The organism is Ruegeria sp. R14_0, assembly GCF_017743975.1.
Lineage (GTDB): Bacteria > Pseudomonadota > Alphaproteobacteria > Rhodobacterales > Rhodobacteraceae > Ruegeria.
In genome coordinates this window covers 554,746-577,405 of sequence record NZ_JAGHRC010000002.1, presented here as the reverse complement: position 1 = coordinate 577,405, position 22,660 = coordinate 554,746, and the positions used below count along the sequence as shown (strand labels likewise).

The 22,660-nt window shown below is 57.8% G+C and carries 20 protein-coding genes, 1 tRNA gene and 1 riboswitch; of the genes, 12 read left to right on the top strand and 9 right to left on the bottom strand.

Translation table 11 applies throughout. From position 1 onward, the window contains the following. The first annotated feature begins 9 nt into the window (after positions 1–9). Positions 10–795: a cytochrome c1 gene (locus tag J7416_RS08920; protein ID WP_209224360.1), complete on the top strand. Its 786-nt coding sequence runs from the start codon at positions 10–12 to the stop codon at positions 793–795. A gap of 143 nt (positions 796–938) precedes the next feature. Here the strand turns inward: J7416_RS08920 and mtaB are convergent, their stop codons facing one another. Both mtaB and dapF read right to left on the bottom strand, forming a co-directional pair. After that, the gene (gene mtaB, locus J7416_RS08915) at positions 939–2,195 is read right to left on the bottom strand and encodes a tRNA (N(6)-L-threonylcarbamoyladenosine(37)-C(2))-methylthiotransferase MtaB (protein WP_209224359.1); all 1,257 of its coding nucleotides are present in this window, start codon (positions 2,193–2,195) and stop codon (positions 939–941) included. Then, positions 2,192–3,034: a diaminopimelate epimerase gene (gene dapF / locus J7416_RS08910; RefSeq protein ID WP_209224358.1), complete on the bottom strand. Its 843-nt coding sequence runs from the start codon at positions 3,032–3,034 to the stop codon at positions 2,192–2,194. Before dapF ends, mtaB begins: the two co-directional genes overlap by 4 nt. 210 nt (positions 3,035–3,244) lie before the next feature. On the opposite strand from dapF, the gene J7416_RS08905 reads away from it, so the two are divergent. After that, positions 3,245–3,320: transfer RNA gene (locus J7416_RS08905), tRNA-Lys, on the top strand. Between the two features lie 222 nt (positions 3,321–3,542). Here J7416_RS08905 and J7416_RS08900 read toward each other — a convergent pair. Genes J7416_RS08900 through J7416_RS08890 form a run of 3 tightly spaced genes read right to left on the bottom strand, consistent with a single transcriptional unit; the run spans position 3,543 to position 8,239 of the window. Further along, the gene (locus tag J7416_RS08900; protein WP_209224357.1) at positions 3,543–3,962 is read right to left on the bottom strand and encodes a DUF2141 domain-containing protein; all 420 of its coding nucleotides are present in this window, start codon (positions 3,960–3,962) and stop codon (positions 3,543–3,545) included. Continuing rightward, positions 3,959–7,087, bottom strand: a complete 3,129-nt coding sequence (locus J7416_RS08895) for an efflux RND transporter permease subunit (RefSeq protein ID WP_209224356.1) — start codon at positions 7,085–7,087, stop codon at positions 3,959–3,961. The genes J7416_RS08900 and J7416_RS08895 overlap by 4 nt, the downstream gene beginning before the upstream one ends. A 3-nt stretch (positions 7,088–7,090) precedes the next feature. Beyond that, positions 7,091–8,239: an efflux RND transporter periplasmic adaptor subunit gene (locus J7416_RS08890; RefSeq protein WP_209224355.1), complete on the bottom strand. Its 1,149-nt coding sequence runs from the start codon at positions 8,237–8,239 to the stop codon at positions 7,091–7,093. A 106-nt stretch (positions 8,240–8,345) separates the two neighbouring features. Here J7416_RS08890 and J7416_RS08885 point away from each other — a divergent pair, with 106 nt between their 5' ends. The 6 genes from J7416_RS08885 (at position 8,346) to J7416_RS08865 (ending at position 13,084) form a co-directional block, all read left to right on the top strand. Next, entirely contained in the window at positions 8,346–8,960 is a 615-nt protein-coding gene (locus J7416_RS08885) for a TetR/AcrR family transcriptional regulator (protein ID WP_209224354.1), read from the top strand. 35 nt (positions 8,961–8,995) lie between these two features. Further along, complete coding sequence (locus tag J7416_RS08880) at positions 8,996–9,955, top strand: AraC family transcriptional regulator (protein WP_247744181.1); 960 nt, start codon at positions 8,996–8,998, stop codon at positions 9,953–9,955. A gap of 80 nt (positions 9,956–10,035) precedes the next feature. Further along, positions 10,036–10,247: riboswitch (cobalamin riboswitch) on the top strand. 156 nt (positions 10,248–10,403) lie between these two features. Further along, positions 10,404–10,538 carry a hypothetical protein gene (locus J7416_RS22780; protein ID WP_280636827.1) on the top strand — a complete coding sequence of 45 codons (135 nt, stop codon included), beginning with the start codon at positions 10,404–10,406 and terminating at the stop codon, positions 10,536–10,538. Then, on the top strand, positions 10,538–11,296 hold the full coding sequence (locus J7416_RS08875; RefSeq protein WP_209224353.1) for a metal ABC transporter ATP-binding protein: 759 nt from the start codon (positions 10,538–10,540) through the stop codon (positions 11,294–11,296). The genes J7416_RS22780 and J7416_RS08875 overlap by 1 nt, the downstream gene beginning before the upstream one ends. Beyond that, positions 11,289–12,191 (top strand): metal ABC transporter permease, encoded by a 903-nt coding sequence (locus tag J7416_RS08870; protein ID WP_247744180.1) that lies wholly within the window; start codon positions 11,289–11,291, stop codon positions 12,189–12,191. The genes J7416_RS08875 and J7416_RS08870 overlap by 8 nt, the downstream gene beginning before the upstream one ends. Further along, positions 12,188–13,084 (top strand): zinc ABC transporter substrate-binding protein, encoded by an 897-nt coding sequence (locus J7416_RS08865; protein ID WP_209224352.1) that lies wholly within the window; start codon positions 12,188–12,190, stop codon positions 13,082–13,084. The genes J7416_RS08870 and J7416_RS08865 overlap by 4 nt, the downstream gene beginning before the upstream one ends. 67 nt (positions 13,085–13,151) lie before the next feature. On the opposite strand, the gene J7416_RS08860 is transcribed toward J7416_RS08865, so the two are convergent. Continuing rightward, positions 13,152–14,303, bottom strand: coding sequence for a glycosyltransferase (locus J7416_RS08860; protein ID WP_209224351.1), 1,152 nt, complete (start codon positions 14,301–14,303; stop codon positions 13,152–13,154). 319 nt (positions 14,304–14,622) lie between these two features. On the opposite strand from J7416_RS08860, the gene rfbC reads away from it, so the two are divergent. Genes rfbC through J7416_RS08845 form a run of 3 tightly spaced genes read left to right on the top strand, consistent with a single transcriptional unit; the run spans position 14,623 to position 17,451 of the window. Continuing rightward, positions 14,623–15,153, top strand: a complete 531-nt coding sequence (gene rfbC, locus J7416_RS08855) for a dTDP-4-dehydrorhamnose 3,5-epimerase (protein WP_209224350.1) — start codon at positions 14,623–14,625, stop codon at positions 15,151–15,153. Between the two features lie 35 nt (positions 15,154–15,188). Beyond that, complete coding sequence (locus tag J7416_RS08850; protein WP_209224349.1) at positions 15,189–16,127, top strand: NAD(P)-dependent oxidoreductase; 939 nt, start codon at positions 15,189–15,191, stop codon at positions 16,125–16,127. A gap of 1 nt (position 16,128) precedes the next feature. Next, positions 16,129–17,451 (top strand): NAD(P)-binding protein, encoded by a 1,323-nt coding sequence (locus J7416_RS08845; protein ID WP_209224348.1) that lies wholly within the window; start codon positions 16,129–16,131, stop codon positions 17,449–17,451. A 15-nt stretch (positions 17,452–17,466) separates the two neighbouring features. Here the strand turns inward: J7416_RS08845 and J7416_RS22625 are convergent, their stop codons facing one another. From J7416_RS22625 to J7416_RS08835, 3 genes are all read right to left on the bottom strand, one after another. Beyond that, positions 17,467–18,477 (bottom strand): SDR family oxidoreductase, encoded by a 1,011-nt coding sequence (locus J7416_RS22625; protein ID WP_348540259.1) that lies wholly within the window; start codon positions 18,475–18,477, stop codon positions 17,467–17,469. Then, on the bottom strand, positions 18,404–19,318 hold the full coding sequence (locus J7416_RS08840; RefSeq protein WP_209224347.1) for a sugar phosphate nucleotidyltransferase: 915 nt from the start codon (positions 19,316–19,318) through the stop codon (positions 18,404–18,406). The genes J7416_RS22625 and J7416_RS08840 overlap by 74 nt, the downstream gene beginning before the upstream one ends. Positions 19,319–19,469: 151 nt before the next feature. Then, positions 19,470–20,783 carry an O-antigen ligase family protein gene (locus J7416_RS08835; RefSeq protein WP_209224346.1) on the bottom strand — a complete coding sequence of 438 codons (1,314 nt, stop codon included), beginning with the start codon at positions 20,781–20,783 and terminating at the stop codon, positions 19,470–19,472. Positions 20,784–21,067: 284 nt separating this feature from the next. On the opposite strand from J7416_RS08835, the gene J7416_RS08830 reads away from it, so the two are divergent. Beyond that, positions 21,068–22,477, top strand: coding sequence for an oligosaccharide flippase family protein (locus J7416_RS08830; RefSeq protein WP_209224345.1), 1,410 nt, complete (start codon positions 21,068–21,070; stop codon positions 22,475–22,477). Positions 22,478–22,660: the final 183 nt, after the last annotated feature.

Here is a 22,660-nt window from a genome sequence, read left to right as displayed (position 1 = left end):
CCGGAAACCATGTTCAAGAAACTTGCAATCGGTGCCGCGTTTGCCTTGGCCCTTACCCCTGCTGCGTCCTTCGCAGCAGGTGGCGGCGACCAGCACATCGAAGACTTCGACTTCTCGTTTGAAGGTCCGTTTGGCACCTGGGATCAAAACCAGCTGCAGCGCGGTCTACAGGTCTATACCGAGGTCTGTGCGGCCTGCCACGGCCTGCAATATGTCCCTCTGCGTGATCTCGAAGCGCTGGGCTATTCCGAAGAAGAAGTGATCGCCTACGCAGCGGACAACTTCGAGGTGTTCGACCCCGAGCTGGATGACTTCCGCCCGGCAATCCCGACCGACCACTTCCCGGCAAACAACGGTGTTGGCGCACCGGACCTGAGCCTGATGGCTAAGGCCCGCGCCGGTTTCCACGGACCTTACGGTCTTGGGATCAACCAACTGTTCAAAGGTATGGGCGGTGCGGAATACATCGCGTCGCTGCTGGACGGATACACCGGTGAAGAGAAAGAAGAGGCAGGTACCATTCTGTATGAGAACAAAGCCTTCCCCGGAGGCTGGATCTCGATGGCGCCGCCGATGTCCGATGATCAGGTTGAATTCGCTGATGGCCACCCCGCCACCGTTGAAGCCATGTCCGAGGACATCGCAGCCTTCCTGATGTGGACCGCTGAACCGAAGATGATGGAGCGCAAATACTCGGGCTTCGTTGGTGTGATCTTCCTGTCGGTCCTGTCGGTGCTGCTGTACCTGGTCAACAAACGTTTGTGGGCCGGTGTGAAGGGCAAAAAGACCGTTTGATCCGGTTGAAAAGCTTAATTCAAAAAACCCCCGCGCCACTGGTCTCGGGGGTTTTTTTGTTGTCAGAGGATAGAAGGGGCCAGCCCCTTCTTGGCCTGCGGCCAATTCAACCCCGGGATATTTTTGGCCAGATGAAGTGCGGATCAGGCTTTAAGCTGGTTGCCCGTTTTGCCAAGGATCGCCGCTGTCACAATCTCACCCTCGGTTTGAGGCACCTTAAAGGTGACTTCGGTAAATTGCTCAGTCCGGCCCATTTGCGGGTTTTCCATCAGAATGTGATGGGTTTTGCCGATTTGGGCCTGCAGGTGTCTTGCGACCTGTGCTTCGCCAGCCGCACGAAGACGAGCGGCGCGGGTCTTAATCACATTGCCATTGACTTGCTGCGGGATGCGGGCGGCGGGGGTGCCGTCGCGTTTGGAATAAGGGAACACGTGCAGCCAAGTCAGATCGCACTCGGCCACCAGTTTCAGTGAGTTCTCGAAATGCGCGTCGGATTCGGTCGGAAAGCCGGCAATGATATCGGCGCCAAAGGTCATCTCAGGGCGCAACTTGCGGGCCTCTTCGGTAAAGCGGATGGCATCGTCACGCAGGTGGCGGCGCTTCATCCGTTTCAGGATCAGGTCGTCCCCGTGCTGCAGAGACAGATGCAGGTGGGGCATCAGGCGCGGCTCGGTCGCGATCGCCTGCATCAGGTTCTCATCCACCTCTATCGAATCGATTGAACTGATCCGCAGGCGCGGCAGATCGGGCACCAGCCTGAGAATCCGCATCACCAGATCACCAAGCTTAGGTTGTGCGGGCAGGTCTGCGCCCCAAGAGGTCAGGTCAACACCGGTCAGGACGACTTCGTTGTACCCGCGGTCGACCAGGCGTTTGACCTGATCCACCACAACGCCTGCAGGGACGCTGCGCGAGTTCCCACGACCGTAGGGAATGATGCAGAAGGTGCAGCGGTGATCACAGCCGTTCTGGACCTGCACATAGGCACGGGAACGAGTCCCAAAGCCGTCGATCAGGTGACCAGCGGTCTCGGTGACGGACATGATGTCATCGACCTGTACCGCCTCGGTCTGTCCGATAAAATCTGCAGCCATGCCCTTCCAGGTGGCGGGCTGCATTTTCTCGGTATTGCCAATGACCGCGTCGACCTCTTCCATTTTAGCAAAGGTTTCGGGCTCGGTCTGGGCGGCGCAGCCCGTCACGATCAGCCGTGCATCGGGGTTTTCCCGGCGCAGCTTGCGAATCTCTTGCCGGGCTTTGCGCACGGCCTCGGCCGTCACTGCGCAGGTGTTGACCACAACCGCGTTGCTGAGGCCTGCCTGCTGCGACAGCTCTTTCATCGCCTCGGTCTCATAGGCGTTCAGGCGGCAGCCCAGGGTGGTGAATTTGGGAGCGCTCATCCCAGGCTCTCCAGGAACTCCGGCGTAAGGGTGCCGTTGAAGACGTGGCAGGTCGGGCCGGTCATCCAGACACCGTCGTCACGCCAATCGATCCAGATGGTACCGCCATCGAGGTCGATCTGCACCTTACGCCCGGTCAGTCCGCGGCGCGCGGCCGCAACGGCCGTGGCGCAGGAAGACGAGCCTGAAGCCAACGTGATCCCAACACCCCGCTCCCACACGCGCATGCGAATGTGGTCTGGGCCGATGATCTGCGCGACCTGCACATTGGTGCGTTCAGGATAAAGCGGGTGATGCTCGTAACGTGAGCCGAATTCGGTCAGCGGGATCGCTTCGGCGTCTTCGACAAAGAAGGTGCAGTGCGGATTGCCCATTCCTGTCGCAGTCGGTGCGCCTTCGATCGGCAATTCCAGGGTGTCGACCTCTTCGGCCAGCGGAACCTCGTTCCAGGTCAGCTGCGGCTGCCCCATGTTGACCGAGGTCAGGCCGTCTCCGGCGTCGGTTGCGTACAGAGTGCCGCGCTCGGTCGTCAGCGTGAGTTCGGTTTTCCCCGTTTCCTGCATCAGGATCCTTGCGATACATCGCGTGGCATTCCCGCAGGCCGCAGAGGTGGAGCCATCCGAGTTGTAGAACACCAAATGGGCATCCGCTTTGCCGTTTTCGATAACGGCCAATTGGTCGAAGCCGACACCAAATTGCCGATGACCGATTCCCCGCGCCAGGGCCGAAGTGATCTGAATAGACTGCGCACGCGCATCCACAATGACAAAGTCATTGCCCAGCCCGTGCATCTTCATGAAGGGCAAACCGGTGTCGTGTGTCTGTCGCATGGCGGGCATATAACGATGGTCAGGAAAGGAATCCACCCTGCGGAGAAGATTCCTGAAAAAAGGGGTTGACCCCCCCGCGCCACCTGCCTAATTAGGCCGCCTATCGGGTCGCCGGAAACACTGATTACCCTGGCGAAACGAGGTGCAAATAAGGTCTTGAACCCGGTCGGGAAAATGCCTTAAAGAGCGCCACGGATCGCAAAGATCCAACAAAAGAGTGGGCCGTTAGCTCAGTTGGTAGAGCAACTGACTTTTAATCAGTGGGTCGCAGGTTCGAATCCTGCACGGCTCACCACTTTTTTCAACTTCTCCTTCCCTCGCAGGGACTTGGTTCCGAAGCTGACGAACCCTTCAGCAAGGTTTGCTCAGTCGAACTCGCAACTCAAATGGGAGGTGTGTTTGTCGATTGCGGAATCGGCCGTTGCAATCAGATCAGAGACCATCCAAGCCCGACAGGCCAATGATACAACGGCAGAACATTCTGCTGCGGTACGTATCAACCTGTCGGCAAAGCTCGCTAGTTGCCGTAATGGACACGAACTTTGATGTCGCCTGGCCAGACCGATGCCGCCTTGAAGTCAGGTACGTCCTGAGCGTTTGGTGCGCCTGACGCGCCAATGCCTTCCAGCAGCTCTGTGGCGGTCATGTTCAGTTCTTCGTCATTGTTTTCGTCATGAAACAACAGCACCGCGTATGGGCCTGCGTCCAGGTCGGCGAACTTGTGGCTGATACCGCCCTTCTTGGATGGGATCTGGGCGTAGTCGATGGCACCCCAGACATCCAGGCTGTCAAAAGCTTTTGCATCGTCATACACGAGGATTACGATGTTTCCTTTGGCGTTGCGTATGCCTTCCACGCTCACATTCAGGCCTTCGGCACCCACGGGTATCGTCATTGCCGAAAGGGCGAGCGAAGCGGCCAGGAGTTTGTGTTTCATGCCTTTTTCCTCAAGTTTTCTGGTTGCGGGCGAGTGGGTTTGAAAACCGCGATGACGTCCTCTGAGATGGCAATCAGTACCGGCACCAGAAGAAGCATCAGCGCGGTGCCGAAAAGCTCGCCGAATGCCAACGAGATTGCCGCAGGAATCAGATACTGAGCCTGCTCGGACGTTTCGGTCAGCAAGGGCAGCAGGCCGATCACAGTTGTTGCAGTCGTCAGAAAGATCGCCTTGAAGCGGCCGACGCCTGCGCTTTTCAAGGCCAATTTCACGGTCTGACCTTCGTCACGCGCCTGATTGTAGCGGGTGATCATGACCAGACTGTCGTTCACAATGACACCGGTCAGCGCCAGCATCCCGAAGAACGAGAACAGCGACAGCGAGACACCCATGATCAGGTGACCAACAGCCGCCGCGATGAAGCCGAAAGGGACGATCGCGAGAATGACGAAGGGTTGCCAATAGCTTTTCAACGGTACAGCCATCAACACATAGATTAGGATTGCAGCCAACAGCAGCGCGCGCCTCAAACCATCGCTGATCTCGGACATTTCTTCCAACTCACCGGCGGGCAGGACGGTCACGCTGGGGAATTTTGTTTGAAGCTGGGGTGCCAGTTGCTCGAACACCGCCTGTCCAACCTCTTCGGGGGACACCAGACCGCGGTCGATCGAGGCCGCCACGATGTTCATGCGTTTGCCGTCGCGTCGGTCGACGGTTCCGGAGGCGTAAGTGCCTTGGATCTCGGCGACGGTTTCCAGCGGTACCCATTTGCCGGTGGCGCTGCGCAGTCGGGTCTGCATCAGATCAGCGAGCGTATCCCGGTTTTCCCGCGCGTTTTGCACGACCACCCGAATTTCGGATCCGTCACGTCTGACCTTGGTCACCTCGGCCCCGCCGAAGCCATAACCAATCTGCCTGGCCAGCGTCTCAGTATTAAACCCAAGGTGCCGCGCATCGGGGCGCAGGCGGAGCTTGAGCTCGGGTTGTCCGCCGGCCAATCCATCCCGGACATTGGCGACGCCCTCGATGTTTGACAGAAAGCTTTTCATCTCGGCGCTGGCCTGTCTCAGCAAGTCTTCGTCTTTTGACGCCAGGCGGATACGGAAGCCCCCGGCAAGTGCCTCTGATCCAGTGAATTCAATCTCGGTTGCGCCTTCGACAGCGCCGACCCGGTCGCGCCATTGGCGAACCACGCTGAGGATTGGAACGTCTGGACGTTCGGCCACCGGAATCATCTCGGCATAAATCTGTGCGCTGCCCGCGCTGTCGACGGTGGTGAACACGGTCTGTATGGGCGGCGAAGCCATGCCCGCGTCTTCGGCAAGTTCTGCATTCAACTCGTTCAATACAGCTTCGATCCGGTTCACATTTGACCGGGTCAGTGCAAAGGGCGCACGGGCGTCCATTTCAAGGTTCATCGTGATGATCTGGCCGGGAACTTCCGGGAAGAACACCGTCCTGACTTTGCCTTTGTACATCAGGCCAAGCCCCAGCGTTGCGGCAGAAACAAACAGGATCAAAACGGCATAGCGCTGGTTCACCGCGGCAACCAACATCGGCTGGTAGATGCGATCCCGGACCCAGTGAAGCCCACCTTGGGCAGCATCCTGCACGCGTCCCCAAAGTCGTGTCAGCAGGTACCGACGCTCTTGGCCCATCGACACCTGCGCCAGATGGGCGGGCAGGATGAACTTGCTTTCGATGAGCGAGAAGATCAGCGTCAGGATCACAATGCCGGAAAACCCGGCCAGCACTTTGCCCAGCGGATTGTCGATCAGCAGCATGGGAAAGAATGCCGCAATCGTGGTGAGCACGCCAAAGACGGTGGCGACGGCCACACGGTGTACACCGCGTTCGGTGTCTTTGATGGGGTCCTTACCCTTGCGGCGTTCTTCGAAAACGCTTTCGCCGACGACAACAGCGTCATCGACCAGGATACCCAGCGCGATGATCAGGCCAAAGGTCGTGACATCGTTCAGGGAGTAATCCACCCATTTCGAGCCCGAGACCGCAAGCGCCCCCATGACCGAGACAGGAATGCCCATGGCGACCCAGAATGCCAGCCGCACGTTGAGGAACACCGACAGCATCAGGGTTACCAGGATCAGCCCCTGCACCCCGTTCGAGCGCAGCAACGCCAGACGGTCCGAGATGTAACCGGCGCTGTCGCCCCAGACCTCGACCTGAACCTGCGAGGGCAGTTGGCGGCTGAACTCATCCACTGTGCTGCGCACGACATCACTGATGTCCAGCAGGTTTTCCTTTTGGCCGACCAGAACTTCCATTCCGACTGTCTGCTTGCCGTTCAGGCGAAACAAGTACTCGCCATCCTGAAATCCGTCTTCGATCTTGGCGATGTCGCCGAGGGGAACAAATGACCCGTCGTCGCGTTCAATCACCGGAAGGGCGGCATATTCCGGCGCGTATTTGGCCCGATCGTCAGCGCGCAAAAAGATCGTGCCTCCCTCGGTCCGTAGCCGACCGGCCTGAAACGTCAGCGAGTTTTCCTCGATAGCGCGGGTCACATCCGAAACGGTCAGCCCATAGTGACGCAACAGGGCGGGGTCGATTTCGATCCGCAGCTCTCGTGGGATCAATCCCCATATCTGCAGACGAGACAATTCCGGCTGTGCCAGCAGCTCTTCCTTGAGGCGCTGGGCAAGGCTTTGCAACGTGGCCGGATCCGTCTCGCCGTAAAGGTTCAGGTAGAGAGCCGGGAAATCAAATGCGGACGCCTCGATCACCGGGCGGCGCGCGGTTTCCGGAAGGTCGGTCAACCCGTCGATGCGGATACGGACCCGATCCAGAACGTCCTGCAGCTTTTCGCCGCCCGCGCGGCGGACTGTGACGAAACTCAGATCGTTCTGGGATTGCGAGGTGACGCTGCGCACACCTTCCAGCCCCTCCAGCGCCTGTTCGACCTTCTGAGTTACCAGTTCATCGACCTGTTCGGCTGTCGCGTCCGGAAAGCCGATCGAGATTGTGACGCTTTCGGGCGGAATACGCGGGAAACCTTCGATCCTGATACTCAGAAGCGTCTGCACACCGAGGAACAGGATCAATGCCATCATCAAGTTGGCGGCAACCGGATTGCGAATGAACCAAGAGGTCAGGGCGTGCATGACTTATCCCTCGACAGACTGTGGCATGACGCGTTGCCCCGGCAGGAACGATGCCAATGGGGTCCGAACCACGCGCCACGGACCAAGCCCTTCGGGTGCCGGTATCGTGAGCGTACCTTCGCTGCGGAACAGAATGTTCGGGCTAATCCTTTGCAGGTGGTCGTCGTCACCGACCAGCCAGACATACCCGGCGCGGGTCAGGGCGCTTTCGGGCAGGGTCACCGTGTTTGCAATGCTGCGGCCCGGAATTTTGACACGCAGGAAGTCGCCGGCAAGGATGCGTTCATCCGGCGCGGTAATGTCCAGAAAGACGCGCATTTGCCGTGTGTTCTGATCCAGAAACCCACCTCCGCGCCGAACCTGAGCCTTGCCCAGGGTACCTCCTGAACGTTGGCTCAGATCCGCAATGGCACCCGAAATCGGGTGATCCAAAAGGGTCCAATCCGCCTGGCTGAGTTCGGCAACAAGTTCAAACTGGCGGTTGTCCGAGAGGTGTATCAGGGCATCGCCCGGGCTGACCGTTTGTCCAAGGCTGGCAAAGCGGCGGGTCACATAACCGGAAAAGGGGGCGGTGACCTCTGTCTCCGCCAGTTCGTTTCGCGCCGCATTCAGGCGTGCATGAGCGGCTGCCACGCTTTTCTCGGCAATACGCAGCTGCGGCAGGTTCACGGCCAGATCGTTGGGCGGCTCTTTTTCATCCCGGTCAAACTGGCGCTGCGCAACGGTCACGTTGTTTCGTGCGCGCAGCAGCAGCAGTTCAGCCTCTTCAAGCTCCATCTCGGCTGCAGCAACCGCGCTTTGATAAGGGGCACTTTCGATTGAGAACAAGCGCGCACCCCGTTTCACTTCCGCCCCGTCCAAAGCGGCATCGTGCACAGTCGTGATGCGACCAGAGACGGCGGATCGCAGCTCGGCGTCCCAACGGGGTCGCACTTCGGCAAAGGCCGACACCTGCGCCTGAACCGTCTCCGGGGCGACGGTTACCACAGTTACGGTTTGCGGCGGGGGTGGGGCGCTGGTTGCCTGAACATCGATTGTGTCTTCGGTGTCGAACAGCACCATGACAATCGCGATGAACAGCACCAGCGACAGCCCGATCCAAAGCCACCGTCGGCCCGGTCTTTGCGCAACGTCCAAGGATGTATCGGCCATAAATCTGTCTTTCTCTGCGTCGTCGAATCAATTGCGCCTTGTGACGCGTGTTGAGATGACTTAGAATATGAACGATCGTTCGTTCGTTCAATGTGAAAAAAATAGAATGTCAAAAGATGCAAAAAACCCGGGCTCTGTCCGGGAAAGGTCGACGGCCAAGCGGCGCAACCAGATATTGGAGGCGGCGGTTATCTGTTTCCTTGAGCGTGGCTACCATCAGACCGGTGTTCGGGACATTGCGAACAAGGCAGGCGTAAGCCTCGGCAACCTCTACAACCACTTCGGCGGAAAGCACGATGTGCTTGTCGAGATTGCAATGCTGGAGCGAAGCGATCTGGACCAGTTCTTGGGCATTCTAGAGTCCAAGGCCCCCGGGCCGACGGTTCTGAGGAAATTCATGAGGGCCTATGCCAAGTATCTTGCGGTGGCAGAGAACGTCATTTTGACCCTGGAAATCTCAAGCGAAGCGCTGCGTCAACCTGACATTGCGCAGTTGTTCATGGAAAACCGGGCAAAGCTGACCCGTGCGCTTGAGGCGGTGGTGAGCCGCGGAATAAAAGATGGTGATTTGCGTGCGGTTCCCGATACGTTTCAGACTTCGCAACTGGTGATAGAAGTCCTGGAAGGCAGCGCATACCGAAGTGTATTGTCTGAAAAACCCATGTCCCGGATCATTGATGGTCTGGAAGACTTTGTTTTCAGTTCGTTGCTGGCCCGCTGACCGCATATGTTCTGCAGCTGGTCAGCGATTTCTTGATGAATTCCAGCAGGTCTGTCAGTTTCCAAGCAATCTGCCAGCCGTTGACCGACCATCATGGGATCACGACCTTGCCGCTGAAATACGCCGATATTTACCCCTCTGCGCCGCTGTTGAACAGCGACGCGATGGAGCGTCAGTCGGCAGCAGGGCTGATGTCCGTTCGGTATTTTCAGGCCGCGCCGGATCGCATGCCGGAAGAGGTGTTCGAGGAACACCATGTCCTCTTGAACCTGCAGACCGAGGAACACCGCGTCCAGAACTGGCGGGACGGCAAACTGCGGGATTTCATCTTTCGCAAGGATGAGGTCATCGTGACCCCGGCTGGGGTTCGCTCGGGGTGGCAGTGGCACGGGCCATCCGACGTGATCGTCATCACCCTGGACCCAGCAAAGGTCGAGCGGTTTGCACAGGCCGAGCTTGGGATGTTGCTAGATCCACAACAGTTCAAGGATTTGCCCCAGTTTTCAGATGCCGATCTGTGTGCCGCCGGGGTTATCCTGCGGGATGCGCTGGCGTCCGATGACATGTCTTCGGCTGTCATGTTCGAGGCCATGAGCCGGGTGCTTTTGGTCAAGATGCTGCAGAAATTCGGAAAACGCCGCGTGGAAGACGTTGAGCTGTCGGCGCGCTTCACCTCAAAGCATTACCAGCGCGTTCTGACATATGTTCAGGGCCATCTGGACCAGACCATCACTGTTGACCAACTGGCTGCAGAAGCAGGCATGAGCCCGTCTCATTTTGCCCGTGTATTCAAGGAAACGCTCGGCTCAACACCTATGCAATATGTCATGGCCTATCGGATCGAGCAGGGCATGAAAATGATGGAAAATGAGCAGCGGCCACTCGGTGACATAGCGCTTGCATGCGGTTTTTCCGATCAGGCACATTTTACGCGCAGCTTTAAGCAGGTGGTGGGGATGACGCCGCGCGCTTACAGGGCGTCGCATTCAGCCTGACGCAGGGTATTCAGATCCTGACCACGCGCCATGACCAACCACATGAAGTAACGCGCCCTCTTGTCGAATCAAGTTGTTTCCTATTTTGTCGCCGTGATGGTTCCCGCCCGCGTTCCGCGGATCGGGATAAAAGGGAATACGGTGCGGCCCGATCAAACGGCCAATTCCGTGACTGCCCCCGCAACTGTAGGTGGTGAGCGACCCGAGATCGTCCACTGGGCAAGTGCCTGGGAAGGATCGGGACAGCGTTGACCCGCAAGTCAGGAGACCTGCCATCCGAAGTATTTAAACCTGGGCGGGGTGTCCCAGAGGGAGATGACAATGTTTCAAGCGGTCCTTACCGTTCAAAACCGTGCGCTCGCTTTGCCCCCTTCCGTACCGAGGAGGCGACGCCTGTGCGATTGCAGAGATCTAATTTCCGACCTGGCCGCGTTTGCGGGGCTGGTCGATGACACGGCGGGCATCGGAGCCTGACGCCAACCCACGCGGGCGGTGTCTGACGGAATACAGCATTGCGGCGCTGGTCGCGGGCGCGCTGGCCTTGTCGACGCTGCAGTGGCTCGCAATTTTGGCGGTGATTTGATGTCAGCTGTTCTGGAACTCCGCGACCTGACACTCGGCTATCGTGATCTGACCCTGTTTCGCCGCCTGTCCATGGACATCGAGGCCGGTTCGACCCTCGCCGTTCTGGGCGCCAACGGGTCGGGCAAAAGCACTTTCGTCAAGATGCTGCTGGGACTGATGGACCCGCTTGGCGGCCAATTGAACTGGCCCAGCGGACGCCCCGGTGAAATTGGCTATCTGGCGCAGATGACCGAGTTCGATCGGCGCTTTCCCATTCGTGTGCGGGATCTGGCCGCGATGGGCGCATGGCGCGGCTTTGGGTTCCGCGGCGGCCTGGACCGTGCCGCGCGCGACCGGATGACCGCAGCACTGGATGAGGCAGGCGTGCTGGATATCGCCGACCGGCCGTTGCACCAACTGTCGGGCGGGCAACTGCAGCGCGCCTTGTTTGCCCGCGTCATCATGCAGGATGCGCCGCTGATCCTGCTGGACGAACCCTTTGCGGCTGTCGACCAAAGCACCGAGGCACATCTGCTGTCGATCATCCGCCGCTGGCGAGATGAAGGCCGCGCGGTGGTGTTGGTGGTGCATGACCTGTCATCGGTGCTGGACCATTGCAGTCACGCCCTGCTTTTGGGCGGGCAAGAGGCCACCCACGGTTCCGTCAGCGATGTGCTAACGCCCGACCGGCTGGTCGCTCAGGGCTATCTGTCCGAAAGCCAGGCCGCGTGGATGTTCCGCGGTGTCCCCACAGCGTCGGAGCCTGCCCATGTTTGACCTGCTCACTGAAATGTGGAGCTTTGCCTTCATGCGCCGCGCCTTCGTAGCGACCACGGTTTTGTCAGCTTCGGTCGCGCCAGTGGGGGCCTTTTTGGTGCTGCGCCGCTTGTCGCTGGCGGGCGAAGCCATGGCGCACGCGATTACACCGGGCATCGTCATCGGGTTCGTGACCGCGGGTCTGTCGGTGATGTCACTGCTGATCGGCGGCCTGATCGCGGGGGTTGGCGTGGCCATACTGACCGCGTTGTTGGCGCGCAGGACGATCCTGCGCAGCGATGCCAGCCTCGCCTCGCTATACCTGATCGCGCTGGCGGTCGGTATCTTCATCCTGTCGGCAGCCGGGTCTGCTGTTCCGCTAAAAAGCTTTCTGTTCGGCTCGATCCTTGGGATCGACGATGCCTCGATGATGCTGGTAGGCGGGGTGGCGATGGTGACGCTGGTGTCCTTTGCCTTTCTGCTGCGTCCGCTCATCGTCAGTACCTGCGATCCGGTGTTTTTTGAAACCCAGACACGCCGCCCATGGCTGGTGGATCAGGGGTTCATGCTGTTGCTGGTTCTGAACCTGCTGGCTGCGTTCAAGACGCTGGGCACGCTGATGGCTGTTGGACTGATGATATTGCCCGCCACCGCGGCGCGTTATTGGGCCAGCACGATTACGGGGCAATTGTTTCTGGGCTTTGTCTTTGCCGTCTCCAGCTGCTGGATCGGGCTGACCCTGTCTTACCTGTTCCCGGACACGCCCTCTGGCCCGGCCATCGTGCTGGTCGCAGGCGGGTTCTTTATATTTTCGGCCGTTTTCGGCCCCCTCGGTTTTGGCGGACGGCTGCGCAAACCGTCCGTTTCCACAGAAACCCCTGTTGCGCAAATTCATCAAGAAGAGAAAGCACAATGACCCTTTTGAAATCCCTCTATGCCGGCATCGCGTCGACATCGTTTGCCTTGGCCGCATTTCCGGCCCTGGCTGCCGATGATGTGAAAATTGTCGCCAGCTTCTCGATCCTTGGCGATATGGTCGAAGAGGTCGTGGGCGATCTGGCCACGGTCACCACCATCGTTGGCCCGGATGCCGACGCGCATGTTTACCAGCCGTCGGTTGCCGACGCCAAGGCTGTGGCCCAGGCGGACATCATCTTTGTCAATGGTCTGGGGTTCGAGACATGGTCCGATACACTGATCGCCGAGTCGGGCACCGAAGGCACCGTTCACATCGCCACTGACGGGATCACTCCGATCAAGGTCGAGGGCGAGATTGACCCGCACGCCTGGAATGCGCTGACGAATGGCGTGATCTACGTGACCAACGTGGCCGATGTGATGAAAGAAGCGATGCCCGAGCACGCCGATCAGATCGCGGCAAACGCCGACGCTTATATTGCCAAGCTTGAGGCGCTGGATGTGGATACAAAGGCAGTGCTTGCCAAACTGCCTGAAAACCGCCGCACTGTCGTCACCGCTCATGACGCGTTCGGCTATCTGGCGGATGCCTATGGCCTGACGTTCCTTGCGCCCGTCGGCATCGACACCGAAGCCGAACCTTCCGCGCAAGAACTGGCCGTTCTGATCAACCAGCTGAAATCCGAAGGTGTGGCCGCGCTGTTTGTCGAAAACATCACCAGCCCGGCTTTGGTTCAGCAAATCTCGGACGAAACTGGTATCGAAATCGGCGGTCGTCTGTTCTCGGACGCCCTGTCCGAGCGTGGTGGTCCGGCCACCAGCTATTTGGCGATGTTCCAGCACAATCTGGGCACATTGCTGAACGCTCTGGCACCCGAGACAGCCAGCTAAATCCAAAAAGGCGCGAGGTGGTGTTTTTACCGCCTCGCGCTGATCGGTAGTCTCACTGAGCTGCTGACTATTCTGCCGCTGGTATCTGCTGGTCAGCCAGCGACAGACGCGCAGAAATCTGTGACAGGGTTTCGCTGCGCCGCGCCATCCCTTCTGAATGTGCGATGTTCAGATGGTCCAGCAGCTGAGCCCAACGATGCAGCCAATCATGTTTTGCCAGCGCTCCGGCCAGATTGATCCGGCGCATCCTGTCCAGCTCGGTCGGGTCGTCCAGCAGCGCAACGACCTGGCTGATCGCCTCGTCGGGGTCTTCGGACAACCGGACAACGGATTCCGGCCAGTCGAAGTAGCGGCGGTAATCTTCGGACTCTGGTGCGTATCCGATCTGGGCTGCCCCGCCTGCAATACCTTCGACATGTCTGGGACCCCAGGCCACGTTGCCACGCTTTTGATCTGCGTGGCCGATCTTGGCGATGTCGACCATGAACAGTTTGGTGTGCTGAACCAGATTGGCCAGCAAATCGCGGTGCACGGCGTGATCCGCCGCGATCGGAGGTTTGGTCGCTGAATCGTACAGATAGAATCCGGCCCGCTCTTTGATGACCTTTAACAGACGCTCGTGGATCTCCGGACGCCGCCGACCCATGCAATAGACGTCGATGGGCCGGTCTGCCGTCAGGCTATCAGGGGCAAAACGCACCATATCAGCTGCGCCCGGCAGGTGAATGACAGGCTTGCCGGTGATGCGCTGCAACGCCTCGCAGGTTTCGGCGAATGCACAGCCGATCAGGTCAAAATCCGCCAGCGTTCGAACCAGAGGCATATGGCGTTCCAGATCGCTGGTCCAAACCTCTTCAAGAACGCAGATGGCAAGGCCACAGCGTTCCCGCCAATTGGGAATCGCATCCAGCACAAGCAACTCCTGGGGTTTCTGTACGTCGCAAAAGAAGAGGTCATAGTCCCGATCCAACCGCGTTTTCTGCACGCCCGAGGGCCAATGTCGAAACAAATCCGTCCGCTTGGACAGCCAGCGTTTTGGATCATAGGGCAACTGGCGTTCTCTGGCGCGTCGGGGTGCGATAATCTGCGCGGTTTCGATCTCGGCAAGCACGTCCTCGAACTCGAAACCGGAACAGCGCGAGACATTGTCGTTCAGGTTGCGTTGGGAAAAAATCAAAAGCTCTCGGGACGCTGGTATGGACGCGGCTGGGCTGGTCAAACGCATAATCCTTTAAGAAAAATCAAATTCGAACATATTACACACCCCGAACGGCCACGTTTCAAAGAATTTCTGATCGGGTACCCTGTCTGAGCGCGCCCCGTCCGCCGGTTTGAGCAAGTTTTCCGCACGCGGCGAACGCTATCTGTTGGCGGGGTCGAAAACTATGGAAAACGCGACCCGTGTCTGCTTAAGTTTTGGTGTCAGGCGTATTCTTTAAGATTCTTGCAAAGCGAACCAGCCGGGACGTCTTTGCCCGATTTCAAGGCTGCCGACTGGCGTAGTTTTTTCGCGTGCCGTTCAAAAAGGCGGGAGTTTAATGATTTTCACCGAAACCCCTTTGAAGGGTGCATTTGTCGTTGATCTAAAGGAAATCACGGACGACCGCGGTTTTTTTGCGCGCGCATTTTGCGCGAATGAGTTTCAGGAACACGGGCTGAAGCCTGCGATCGCGCAGGTAAACCTCTCATTTAACGAGAAAAAAGGTACCATCCGCGGGCTGCATTATCAGCAGGCCCCGGCGGCCGAGGCCAAGTTCATGCGCTGCATTACCGGCGCGATATACGACGTAATCGTTGACCTGCGCCCTGACAGCCCGACCTACCGGCAGAGTTTCGGGGTCGAACTGTCGGCGCAAAACAGACGAGCGCTGTACGTGCCCGAGATGTTTGCCCATGGCTATCTGGCCCTGTCAGATGGTGCGCAGGCGCTCTATTCCGCCAGCGAGTTCTACACGCCCGGTGTCGAACAGGGGATTCGATACGATGACCCTGCATTAGGCATACAATGGCCAATTCCTGTAACAATTGTTTCCGAAAAAGATGCGAGCTGGCCTCTGCTTGAGGCCTAAGGGCGAAACAGATTCTCAGAACGGTAGACCTTGGCATGACAGGTACGACGACGGTTAAGACAAAGGTTCTGGTGACGGGTGCCGCTGGTTTTATCGGCCGAGCGTGCGTCCAGCAGTTGGCCAGCACCGGTCATTCCGTGATCGCAACCTATCGCAGCGACCCTCATCCTGAGGTTGCGGGGGATGTGCATTGGGTTCGGGTTGATATGACAGACTCCGATGCAGTGGCGGCGGTTTTGCAGACGCACAAGCCCAGCCACCTGCTGGCGCTGGCCTGGTACATGGGGCCGGGCAACCAGCAAGCCCTGGATAACTTCCGCTGGATGCAGCATTCAATCGATCTGCTTTTCGCGTTTTCTGAAGCCGGCGGTCAACGTGTGACGTTTTGCGGCTCATGCATGGAATATGACTGGAGCAAACCTGAAAAGCTAAGTGAAGGCGTCACCCCGCTGACCCCGACCACCGAGTATGGTGCGGCAAAGGCAGGGCTGTCGGTCACCTATGACCGGATGTGTTCCGCGCTGGGCTTGTCAGGCGCTTGGGCGCGGCCGTTTTTCTTGTATGGGCCGGGCGAAAACCCCCGGCGTCTTGCAGCGGACGTCATTGTTTCGCTGCTTGAAGGGCGCGAGGCCCTGTGTACGCATGGGCGGCAGAAGCGTGATTTTCTTCACGTCGATGACGTAGCCAGCGCGATGGTGGCCTTGCTGACCAGCGATCTGGAAGGGCCGTTCAACATTGGCAGCGGCACGGCCATCCCCTTGGCTGACCTGATCACCGAAATCGCCCGCCAGATCGGGGCTGAGGATTTGGTGCGCCTTGGGGCCCGCGAGGCGCGCGAAGGTGATCCTCCATTGGTCGAGGCCGACACAACGCGCCTGCATCAGATGTTGGGCTGGTCCCCGAAGTATTCATTGGAAACCGGAGTAGCGGATACCATCGCCTGGTGGCGCCGCGAAATTGCGAAAGAAAACTGATATGAGCAACGAAAACATAGTCATTCTCGGGTCCGGCATGGCCGGATTGGGCGCAGCCCATCAATTGCATGGTCAGGGCATCCCGTCACGGATGTACGACAAGAATTCATTTCCCGGCGGCCACACGGCCACCTTCGTTCATGACAGCGGATTCATCTTTGATGACGGCCCGCATATCTCATTCTCGAAAGACCCGCGTATTCAGGATCTGTTTGCCGAGAACGTCGATGGCGAATACGAAAAGCTGCAGGCTTATGTGAACAACTACTATCACGGGGCGTGGGTCAAACATCCGGCGCAGGCAAACCTGCACAACCTGCCGGATGAGTTGAAAACGCAATGCATTCTCGACTTTATCGAAGCGTCCAAGAAGGAAGTGGTCGAGAAACCGGCCAATTATCTGGAATGGCTGATCTCGGTCTTTGGTGAAACCTTCGCCACCCATTTCCCGGCCGTGTACGGCAAGAAATACCACACCGTCGATGCCGATCAGATGAGTACGGTCTGGATGGGACCGCGGCTGTACCGTCCAACGATGGACGAGGTGATCCGTGGCGCGATTTTCGCGGAAACGCCCGACGTGCACTACATCACCGATTTCCGCTATCCGACCGAGGGCGGTTTTATCTCGTACCTGAAACCCTTCTTGGAAAAGACCGAACTGCATCTGGATCACAAGGTGGTCGAGATCGATCCTGTCGCAAAGACCGTTCAGTTCGAAAATGGTGTGACCGAGCAGTACGGCCAGTTGATCTCATCCATTCCGCTGCCGGACTTGATCCCGATGGTCAAAGGCGCACCGCAGCATGTTCTGGACGCAGCCGCCAAGCTGGCCTGTACGACATGTGTCACGGTCAATCTGGGTCTTGCGCGTGATGACTTCACCCCCGCGACCTGGACCTACATCTATGACGAAGACATCGTGTTCACGCGCCTCAGCTTCCCGCACAAGATGTCGACCAAGACCTGCCCGCCGGGATGCGGCTCTATTCAGGCGGAGTGCTACTATTCGCACAAGTACCGCCCGCTGGATGTAAAGCCAGAGGATCTGATTCAGCCGGTGATCGACGATCTGGTCAAAATCGGCCTGATCAAAGAGGATGAGGAAATCCTGCACACCGATGCCCGTCTGATCACCCATGCCAACATCATCTTCGACCTCGACCGGGAAGTCGCATTGCCGATCGTTCACAAATGGCTGGATGAGGTTGGGATCACCTATGTCGGCCGGTTTGGCGAGTGGGGCTATCAGTGGACGGATGAGGCGTTCAAATCCGGCGAACGGGGTGCCCGGACCGTTACGGAAACGCTCCAGGCTGTTTAACTCAGGACGTGCCGGTCACGATGCGGCCGGCACGGTTCTGCGAAAATCCTGATCCAGTTGGTCTTCCTGCAACAGGGCTTCCAACTGGGCCAGACGCTTGTATTTGCGGCCCTCGAAATCTTCGACCTTCAGGTCGCAGGCTTTGGCCGCTTCGTACAGTTGCTGCGCACCGCGGGCGGCGTCCCATTTCGGTTCGAACCCGGGAATGCACTTTTCGATCTTGGCAGAGCTGACACGGTAGGACCGATTGTCTGGCCCGGCATCGGCGGCGTAGTCGATTTTCGCACCGGGAACGGTATCGGCCACGATCTCGGCCAGATCGCGGATCTGATAGTTGTTCTCGGTACGGCATACGTTGAAGGCCTCGCCCGAGATCACTTTTGGGTCGGCTTCCAAAGTCGCAAGGAAGGCCCGGGCCATATCCTCGACATGGATGATCGGCCGCCAAGGGGTCCCGTCCGACATCATCAGAATTCGGCCTGACGTGTAGGCATGCGCGATCAGATTGTTCAGCACGATGTCGAACCGCATCCGCGGGCTTGCGCCATAGGCCGTGGCAAAGCGCAGGAAGGTCGGCGTGAACGTTTCATCCGCCAACGGTTTCAGATCGCGTTCGGCCAGCACCTTGGACACACCATAGTCGGTCTGAGGATTGAGCTTTCCGTTCTCGTCCACGAAATCTTCGCCCGCCCGGCCGTAGTTGGAGCAGGACGAGGCGAACACGAAACGGGACACGCCCGCCGCCTTGGCCTGTTTGGCCACATGGATCGTGCCTTCGTGGTTGATCTGCTGTGTCAGACCCGGACGCAGTTGGCCCAGCGGGTCGTTTGACAGCGCCGCCAGATGAACGACGGCATCGAACCCTTTCAGGTCCTCGACCGTCAGATCGCGGATGTCTTTGCCGATGTTCGGAATGTCGGGAATGTCGCCGCCCGGTGCGAAATCTGCCCGGTCAAAGAGATTTATATCGCACCCAGTCACCTGGATTCCCGCCTCGGCCAAGACCGGGGCGGTGACCGTCCCCACGTAGCCGAGATGACCCGTTAACAGGACGTTCTGAATGTTCCCATGATGCCCACGGACGGTTGCCATTTTTCCACATCTCCTCAAGCCGGCGTTTGTCCGCCAGGTGATCCATACAATACCAGAAACCGGGATGGCGGTATGCCATCAGTTGGCCCAGCTCCATCAGTTTGGGTAGGGGGCCTTCTTCCCACATGATCTCGTCGCCATTGACGCTGGCGACGGCGTCGAAAACCTCGGGCTCCAGCACGAAGAAGCCGCCATTGATCCAGTCAGCCGCGGTTTCCGGCTTTTCCATGAACCCTTCAACCAGACCATCCTCGCGCACCTGTAGATGCCCGAAGGTGGTCAGAGGCCGGACCATGGTGATGGTCGCCAGTTTTCCATGTGACCGGTGAAAGGCCAGAAGCGCGTCCAGATCGACATTCGACACCCCGTCGCCGTAGGTCAGCATGAATGTCTCGCCACCCAGATAGGGCTCGAGCCGAGCCAGGCGCCCCCCGGTCATGGTGTCCATTCCGGTGTCGATCAGATCAACGGTCCAGGGCGGCGTATCGACATCGTTCACGCCATTGGAATAGTCCGGCTCGCCAAACAACTCGCGCTTGGCAAAGTCGATGCGCAGGTTGCCATCGTACTGGCACAGGTCGGAAATGTAGCGCTTGATCAGATCGCCCATGTACCCCAGCGCCAGAACGAACTCGTGATGACCATAGGTCGAATAGTGCTGCATGATGTGCCACAGGATCGGGCGGTTGGCGATTTCGACCAAGGGTTTGGGGCGTACACGGGTTTCCTCGATCAGGCGTGAGCCCTTGCCGCCTGCGAATATTGCTGTCTTCAATGGTGCCTCCCCAAAGGATTGGACGATTAGAAAAAGACTCAAACTATGAACGCTCAAAGTGCACACTACCGTGGCGGTTTGAGTCAATCAGCGCAGGTGCGAAACATGAGGGGATTTTTGTTTCCATTCGGAAACAGTTTGCCCTCTGGCATCAATTTGCGGCGATATTGGAAACTCGAGGGTGTCTGGCGGCATAGTCCGCTTTGGCGCTGTCTTGCAGGGCTTTAGCGACCAGATTCATTTTGGTGGTGAACGCCACGAAAAAGATCCAGCTGGCATTCATTCGGTCCAGGATCGAGCTTTCGGTGATGTTGATGAAAAAGAACGTCATCCCAAGAAGGAAGGTGAATACAATCGCGTCGCGCTGTTGGATGTAACGCAGCCCGTAGAAGACCGAAAAAAAGAACCGCGCAAAGACGCAGGCCAGCAGGAAAACCCCGATAAAACCTGTGTTGAGGAAGGTTTCCAGCAGACCGTTATGCGAATAGTGGGGCAAAAACCCCAGATTGGCCCGGCTGGAATAAACGCTCAGATGCGGTGCGCTTTCGAACCAATGGGCGGCATAGCCATAGCCCAACCAGAATCGCTCCATGATGTTGGGCCAGACCAATTCCCAGATCGGTATGCGCTCGGACAAGGTGGGCTTGCGCCCGATCAGGGCAAAAAGCGGCTCGGCGATCGTAGACGCCAATAAGAACGCCGCGAAACCGATGATGAAGATTGCGAACAGGATGTACCCTATCGTCCAAATCGTCTCGAGCCGCGGCAAAAGCTGACTTGTGATCAGGGCCGCCATCGACACCAGGGCGATAATCTGCGCCGTTCGCGATTCTGAGGCGATCAAAAGGAAGAGCGCCAGTATTGTTGCGAAAATGAAGACGGTTTTTAGCTTTCCTCTGAATTGATGCGAAGCATAGTAACAGGTCAGCAAGGCCCACATTGACGCCAGGCCAAGCCCGTTCTTGTGCACGTAAATCCCGTTCCAGGTGTCACCCCAAGGTGGAATCCCGCGCGCCTGCGGAAATGCGATGATGGCCGCCATCGACAAGACCATGGCCAATGCAAAAAACGTAGCGATGAAAAGCAAAAGCCCCCGCAACGACATCATGCTACCCAACGACAAGGCGAGGGCCGTGGTGACGATCATCGGCAATGCACGCTCGAATGTCCAAATGGGATAGTCGCTCCATGCGATTGAAAAGAATGCCAGAATGACAAGCAACGAGAGTTCGGGTGAGGCAAAGGCACCGCGCACCAGGTGGCGGTAATACAGCACCGTGGTCGCCAGAATGGGGACCATGACAAAGATTTCGATCTTTTTGGCCAATCCCATTTGCCAGAACACAATGGACACACTGTCCGTGCCGACAAGCAGTAGAAAACAAAGACAAGCCGCCAATACAACATGATGGAACGAGGCACCTGACCCCTGCCGATAGGGTATGCTGCGGTCAGCGGATGTCATCGCTATATCAGAAAAATCATGGGACCAATTCCCCGCACAAAATCAAAAACACACCCGATCCAGAAACACGCGGACAGGTCTGCAAAGCGTACAAAGCTGAACGACGCTTGTCTATCTTTGGACCGATTTCCCAAAGCGCGCTGCATCTGCACATAACGGCTCTCAAGATTGGACAACGCATTCCCGCTGTGCCTTAACAGACAGATATACGGTTTCGGTTTGGTAAAAAGTGATTGGGTCCAAGGGATGAGCTTGCGGCAGTTGATGACGACAAACGGTTTTCGATGACCTGGTATTTCGCGCCCAGAATGCTGTCGGCAGTTATTGCTGTTTTGATCCTGATCGTTCTGACGCGTGTTTTGGGTCCGGCGGATTTCGGGCGGTACAATCTGACCCTATTGCTGGGCAATTTGCTGTTCTCGTTCACCTTCCACTGGCTCGCCATTGCCGTTGGTCGGTTTCATCACGCCAAAGAGTTTCAGGGCAGGACGATCGCCTCGACATTGGGGGCGGGTGCCATTCTGGCCGTAGCGCTGTTCGTTCTGGCCAGCCTTCTGACCCTGTTGCTGCCGGGATCATGGGTCGATGGGTTCTTCTATGCCGCCATTTATTGCATCAGTCATGCAATGCACGAACTGGGCACAGCTTGCCTGCGCCAGTATCACGAAGGACCAAAATACGCCGCCGTCACGCTATTGCGGCATATACTGGGTGTCGCGCTGGCAGTTGTGCTCGTCTTAAACGGTGGTGGTTACAAAAGCGCCCTGATCGGGATGTCGCTGGGTGCCGCTCTGCCCGGCGCATACGCCCTGATGGTCGCCCTGCGGCGGTCCGGCATCGGGTTGCCCGACCTTACGGCTTTGAAAACATACCTATGGTTCGGCTTTCCGCTGGCCGTTGTTTCGTCCGGATCAACCTTCTTTGCAATGTCGACTCAATCGCTGCTGGCATTGCTGGCCGGGATGGAGTTCGCGGGGTACTTTGCCGCTGCACAGTCACTGGCGACCCGCACGCTCAGACTGCCGATGTCGACCCTGTCGCGTGTGGTTGGTCCGTCGGTTTTTCAGGCGCAGGAAGAAGAGGGAACGCAGTCGTCGAACGCCGTGCTGAACCGGTACTTCTCCTTCCTGATGTTGATCTCATTGCCGATCGTTGCGGCACTCATCTGTTCTGCGGGCGTGTTTTCCAACCTGCTGTTCGATCCTGCCTTTGCGGATCAGACCGCAGGATACCTGCGTGTCATGGCGCTGGCCTCGTTTACTTTGGGGCTGCAGGGCGCCTATTTCAGCTTTTCGTTTTCCCGTTCTAAGAAGACGGCTTTGCAATTGGGCATCACGTTCTGCTCGTTGGTCGTGCATGTCATCTTGTCTTTCGGTATCATCTACCTGTTCGGCGCGTCAGGGGCTTCTGTGGCTTTCCTGATCAGCGCGATCTTTAGCTTTGGGGCGTTTTATCTGATCGGCCGCAAAGTGGACCCGGTCAGCATTCCGTCGGGCGAGATTCCCAAGGCTGTAGCCGGATTTCTGGCCTTTGCACCCTTTGGCATTTGGGCAAATTCAGCTTTGGGTTTGCCTGCTCAGTTCAGCCTGCTGGCGCTGGGCGGAGGGGCGATGTTTGTGACGCTGGTGGGTCTTCGCCAAATCGCAGCGGTTGTAGTGTGGCAAAAAGGCAAGAGGTTGCTGGCCTTAAACTGAGTTGTGATTGGCAACTAATTTATAATTAACAAACAGTTAACGATTTTGTCGTAACGTCGCATCGAATTGGTGGCGTTATTTTGCCGAGGTAAGTTGCAATTTTAGACTTTGCACCACAGTTATGTCGGTGTCTGACATATTTGGTGTTATGGTAATATGCGAAAAAATTGATGTGCTTGCGGA

Excerpts from the sequence above, each read along its gene's own strand:
- J7416_RS08920 (WP_209224360.1), top strand. The coding sequence starts at position 10 with ATGTTCAAGAAACTTGCAATCGGTGCCGCGTTTGCCTTGGCCCTTACC.
- mtaB (WP_209224359.1), bottom strand. The coding sequence starts at position 2,195 with ATGAGCGCTCCCAAATTCACCACCCTGGGCTGCCGCCTGAACGCCTAT.
- dapF (WP_209224358.1), bottom strand. The coding sequence starts at position 3,034 with ATGCCCGCCATGCGACAGACACACGACACCGGTTTGCCCTTCATGAAG.
- J7416_RS08900 (WP_209224357.1), bottom strand. The coding sequence starts at position 3,962 with ATGAAACACAAACTCCTGGCCGCTTCGCTCGCCCTTTCGGCAATGACG.
- J7416_RS08895 (WP_209224356.1), bottom strand. The coding sequence starts at position 7,087 with ATGCACGCCCTGACCTCTTGGTTCATTCGCAATCCGGTTGCCGCCAAC.
- J7416_RS08890 (WP_209224355.1), bottom strand. The coding sequence starts at position 8,239 with ATGGCCGATACATCCTTGGACGTTGCGCAAAGACCGGGCCGACGGTGG.
- J7416_RS08885 (WP_209224354.1), top strand. The coding sequence starts at position 8,346 with ATGTCAAAAGATGCAAAAAACCCGGGCTCTGTCCGGGAAAGGTCGACG.
- J7416_RS08880 (WP_247744181.1), top strand. The coding sequence starts at position 8,996 with ATGAATTCCAGCAGGTCTGTCAGTTTCCAAGCAATCTGCCAGCCGTTG.
- J7416_RS22780 (WP_280636827.1), top strand. The coding sequence starts at position 10,404 with ATGACACGGCGGGCATCGGAGCCTGACGCCAACCCACGCGGGCGGTGT.
- J7416_RS08875 (WP_209224353.1), top strand. The coding sequence starts at position 10,538 with ATGTCAGCTGTTCTGGAACTCCGCGACCTGACACTCGGCTATCGTGAT.
- J7416_RS08870 (WP_247744180.1), top strand. The coding sequence starts at position 11,289 with ATGTTTGACCTGCTCACTGAAATGTGGAGCTTTGCCTTCATGCGCCGC.
- J7416_RS08865 (WP_209224352.1), top strand. The coding sequence starts at position 12,188 with ATGACCCTTTTGAAATCCCTCTATGCCGGCATCGCGTCGACATCGTTT.
- rfbC (WP_209224350.1), top strand. The coding sequence starts at position 14,623 with ATGATTTTCACCGAAACCCCTTTGAAGGGTGCATTTGTCGTTGATCTA.
- J7416_RS08850 (WP_209224349.1), top strand. The coding sequence starts at position 15,189 with ATGACAGGTACGACGACGGTTAAGACAAAGGTTCTGGTGACGGGTGCC.
- J7416_RS08845 (WP_209224348.1), top strand. The coding sequence starts at position 16,129 with ATGAGCAACGAAAACATAGTCATTCTCGGGTCCGGCATGGCCGGATTG.
- J7416_RS08835 (WP_209224346.1), bottom strand. The coding sequence starts at position 20,783 with ATGACATCCGCTGACCGCAGCATACCCTATCGGCAGGGGTCAGGTGCC.
- J7416_RS08830 (WP_209224345.1), top strand. The coding sequence starts at position 21,068 with ATGACCTGGTATTTCGCGCCCAGAATGCTGTCGGCAGTTATTGCTGTT.